Raw genomic sequence first — 4,364 nt, 5'->3', positions numbered from 1 at the left:
CGATTATTGTAAACATTGCGCCCGATTCACAGTTAAGCACGGATCAAACCAGTGTGTCTTTTGCAGCGGATGCAACCGCATTGAATTCACAAACCATTACTGTTACTGCGATTGATGACAATCAAGATGAATCTTCACAGCACACAGGCACAATCGTGCATAGCATTGAAGTTGGAAATGGCGATGAAGCTGATTATGCACAAGGACTTAGCATTGATAAGATCACCGCCAACATTGCAGATAATGACAGCTCTGAAAGTGGCAGCATTGATATTCCTGCTGATTATTATCAACTTTCCGTGGCAGGCACTCACGCTCATATTCGCAGTATTCCCAGCGGCATTGATTGTGAATATGGATTAGGTTCATGTGTGAAAATGTTTGACCGTGGCACAACCGTTAAATTGGAATTGGTTGCGATTCAAACCGCACAAGGCTTGACTGAAAACGATTATCAAGTGGTTTGGGATGGCAGTTTTGGTTGTGAAAAACAGCAAGTCATTTTGAATAAAAACCGCAGTTGCATTGCTCAAGTTTATGGCAAGCAAGATGTTGCAAATACGGGCAATACAGACAATTTTGAATTCCTCAATTTTAGTGGACATGGCTTATTACGTGGCGATGCAGAAGATGTGATTTTAGGCTTTATTCTCGAAGGCACAGGCACAACCGATGTGATCCTACACGCAGAAGCAATTGATGATGGTGTATTGCCACAATTCAAGTTAAGCGAAACCTTATATGATGCAGAGATCGGTTTGTATGGCACATTGATTGAACAGCAACAAAATACTGAGAGTTTCACTTTTGATACAACATTGACGGCGGGGGCTTATACGATTCAAATGTCATCAAACGGTATCAAAGATCGAGGCATGGCAGGCATTACGCTTAAGGATAATCAATTAAATCTGGCTAATCTCAGTGTGCGCGGTTATTTAGAAAACCTATTGGTACTCAATTTTATTGTCAGCGGAGAAGGGACTCAGAAACTCGAAGTCAACACTCGGGTGCTTGAAGGTCAGGTGAGCAGTCAATTATATTTGCTTAATCTCGCAGACTTACAAACTGAAACTGTAGCCATTGCAGAAGGGGACATTATCGAAGTGAGCACAGGGGCATATGCGATTATTCTGACAATTACTCAAGGCGAGGGGATTGGTATGATTGAGGCTAATTTATTGCGGTAACTTGGGTTGAACAGACAAGCTCGTTACCAAATTCTATTTGGTAATGCCTGTCCATCAAGCTCTGCTTGATGTATTCAGTCTCGAAGCAGAGCTTCTTAAACATACACTACCAAGCTGAGCTTGGTAGCGAGTTAATTGGAGATTGGGCAGCATTGATGAGTTTTTGGGTAATCTCTGTTAGTAATGGTTGTGAGATGTTCATTATTATTTCTAAACAACTTCTTTGTTTAAAAGTCTAAAGTGCATTTCAATCAATCGATTCAAAAAAATTTAGCTGCTGTGCAAAATTAAGAATCAACTGCTCTCTTATTTCACTAACTGAAACGGCAAAAGAATAGTCTCTCCCATGTTTTTTAAACTTATGACCTTCAGGTAATGCCTGAAACTCATCGCTCGTTAATAGACAGTATTTAAGAATATCTACAAGTTGTTTATTATACAGTTTGTCAAGCTCTAATTTATAGCTTATATCACTGTAGGATATTTTTTCATATAAAATTACAGTAAATATTTTAGGTTTTGCAACTTTAACAACAGATACAAAAATTCTAGCTGCAAGATAGTACACATTACCAACATCTTCATATTCTTTAGCTGCCATTAATATTGCTAAATTTGAAAATACTTTTTCAAGCTGCCTAAGAGATAAGTTGAAATGATTCGAGAACGAAGCCATAAAATCATAAAAATAACGTTCTCTTTTTAAATCTTCCAATTCATGCAATTCAGTTAATTTTTCTGCATAAATCTTCAGATCATTATTACCAAACTTTCCCATTTTCTTTGGCATTTTCATCTCTAAATTAATAAACTTCTGCAAATAAGTATGAGCATCAATATTTTGTCCGTAGATACTTTTGATTGATTCCTCAAGTTGTGCCTTATTCATCACTAAAACAAACATCACATTTTCTACAGAAAAAAGATGCTTTATCTTCTCAATAATCTCCACTGCAAAAGTCGGCCTACATCTATCTAACTCATCAATAATGATAACAAGCGGTTTATCACCCTTTTTTAGCTTCGATGGCAATTCAGATAACTCATCCTTAAATGCTTTAATAAGTTCAACATTTTGTGCATGAGACGTTAACCTGTCATCAATAAACTTCTCGATTAAACTAGATGCACCTTTTTCAATATCCCCTTGAATATTTTTAAGTTCTTCAATATCTGCATCTCTGATTGCACCCAAAGTCATGGCTTTAATTGCAGTTTTTGCAGACCATGAAAGCAATTGAACCCCTACTTTTTTGGCTTTTTCTTGAAATGCAATGACCTCATCAACACCACCTTTGATTTTATGCTCGTCTGCATAACTCGTAATCTCACTTGCAATTGCTATAAAAGCATCATCAACATAATCATTTGCAAACGCATCGATATAAATATTCGGCACATCTTTTTGTTCTAAAAGCCCTTGCCACATTTTGACAAACGTTGTTTTTCCTTCTCCCCATTGCCCATCCAACGAAATAACCAACGCATCATCTGAGTTTATAACTAGATTGGTTAAAGCTTCTGCATGACTTTTTCGATTGAAAATATCATCTTCTTTGTTGAACGGATTCGTTTCATCAATTTCTAATGGCGGTGTAATTAATTTCATAAGTTTTGTGTTTGATTTTTAAATTTAATGGTAGGTAATCATAACAACTGAAAAATATGACTTCAACCGCTTATTGCATGCGTTTGTTATGTGATTTTGCATATAATTCAATATAACTATCGCCATAAAAATCAAATGTGATAATTTGCCTAAAGCTGTCAAAAAATGTTGATAAATTCACTTTTATGTTATAATACATACGTCCTAAGGACGTATGTATTATAATGAATAATTATTTATATAGGTGAAATCCATAAGGGTAAGAAACTAAACTCATGAAAGCAACTAAAGCCATCACATTATCACTTGGAAATTTAGAGAAACCCGTCATATCAAAATATCAATTCGGATTAATTGTAAACAACATATACTGTAACAAGGTTTATGAAGGAGAAGCCATAGATATAAAAAAAGACTTTGCAGAGAGAGCAGATTTTGATAAATACCTAGAGCAACTACTAGATGAAGGTATTTTATCTTCTCACAAAAACCTCCCCAATATCTTTACTCTTCTTGGCAGATATAATAGCGACCCTGAGGATATCGCCTGTACCGTAGACCCCTTTTGCTATATGTCTCATCTCAGTGCCATGTCATATCATGGATTAACAGATCGAATTCCTGGGAAGTTGTTCATATCCTCTCCTTCGCCCAATACATGGCGTGATTTTGCCAAAGAGAAAATGCAGAAAGACCTAGGAGATAATTACGAAAACTACTGTACAGCAGGATTGCCAATGCTTGTTAGAACCAAAATGCAAAAAATTAATAAAACTGAAGTTCATTGCTTGAGTTCTAAACATTTAGGGGCTTATAGAAATGTTAGAGGACGACCTCTTAGAGTTTCCACAATAGGTAGAATATTTCTTGAGATGTTAAGACATCCTGAGTTATGTGGGGGAATTAATCATGTACTGGATATATTTGAAGAATATGCTGAGAAATATCTTAGGTTAATAACGGATGATATTGATAAAAATGGTGTTCCAATTGATAAAGTCCGAGCAGGATATATTCTGGATGAACGCCTAGGAATTGTTAACGATGTCGTTGAAAAATGGGCTTCACTTGCTCAACGTGGAGGCTCTAGAAAGCTTGATTCTAGCGCAGAGTATATTGCTGACTGGTCTGATAAGTGGAAAATTTCCTTAAATGTATTTCGGAATAGTAACTGATGAGTAATATCAATGAATGGGTTGAAGAAGCTTTAACTACAGAGAATAGAGAGGCAGTGCATACAATATTGTCAGCAGTTGCCGCCGCTGAAAACCTTAAGACAAGTATGGTGTTAAAAGGAGGCCTTCTTCTAGCCATACGATACAAGAGTTACCGTTACACAAAAAACATAGATTTTTCAACTGGAAGAAAACTTGGAGAAGATATTACGAAGGATAGTGTCCACAAATCATTGAATGACAGCCTAGCACAAATGGTTGAAATTTTAGATTATGATTTAGATTGCCGTGTACAAAGTAGCAAACTACAGCCAAAAGAGCCTAACGCTACCTACCCTTCAATACAAATGAAAATAGGTTATGCGTATAAGGGTAGCCCTAAACATAAAC

4 protein-coding genes are annotated in these 4,364 nt (G+C 36.3%); 3 read left to right on the top strand and 1 reads right to left on the bottom strand.

What is annotated here, in order from left to right:
• Nucleotides 1–1,190: hypothetical protein (locus ABXH34_RS12445; RefSeq protein WP_353572209.1), on the top strand; the 1,190-nt coding region annotated here is incomplete at its 5' end.
• 247 nt (nucleotides 1,191–1,437) lie between these two features.
• Here ABXH34_RS12445 and ABXH34_RS12440 read toward each other — a convergent pair.
• A complete protein-coding gene (locus ABXH34_RS12440; RefSeq protein ID WP_353572208.1) occupies nucleotides 1,438–2,799 on the bottom strand; it encodes a KAP family P-loop NTPase fold protein in 1,362 nt (453 codons plus the stop codon).
• A gap of 275 nt (nucleotides 2,800–3,074) precedes the next feature.
• Here ABXH34_RS12440 and ABXH34_RS12435 point away from each other — a divergent pair, with 275 nt between their 5' ends.
• Together ABXH34_RS12435 and ABXH34_RS12430 are read left to right on the top strand one after the other, a co-directional pair.
• Entirely contained in the window at nucleotides 3,075–3,974 is a 900-nt protein-coding gene (locus tag ABXH34_RS12435) for a type IV toxin-antitoxin system AbiEi family antitoxin domain-containing protein (RefSeq protein WP_353572207.1), read from the top strand.
• A partial coding sequence (locus ABXH34_RS12430; protein ID WP_353572206.1) for a nucleotidyl transferase AbiEii/AbiGii toxin family protein occupies nucleotides 3,974–4,364 on the top strand: 391 nt, incomplete at its 3' end. The genes ABXH34_RS12435 and ABXH34_RS12430, both read left to right, overlap by 1 nt.

This window comes from Candidatus Albibeggiatoa sp. nov. BB20 (assembly GCA_016744725.1).
GTDB lineage: Bacteria > Pseudomonadota > Gammaproteobacteria > Beggiatoales > Beggiatoaceae > Albibeggiatoa.
The sequence above is the reverse complement of the archived record's forward strand: the minus strand, read 5'-3'. Positions and strand labels throughout refer to the sequence as shown.

What these genes read in the sequence shown, in the direction of transcription:
- ABXH34_RS12440 (WP_353572208.1), bottom strand. Translation starts at nt 2,799, where the DNA reads ATGAAATTAATTACACCGCCATTAGAAATTGATGAAACGAATCCGTTC.
- ABXH34_RS12435 (WP_353572207.1), top strand. Translation starts at nt 3,075, where the DNA reads ATGAAAGCAACTAAAGCCATCACATTATCACTTGGAAATTTAGAGAAA.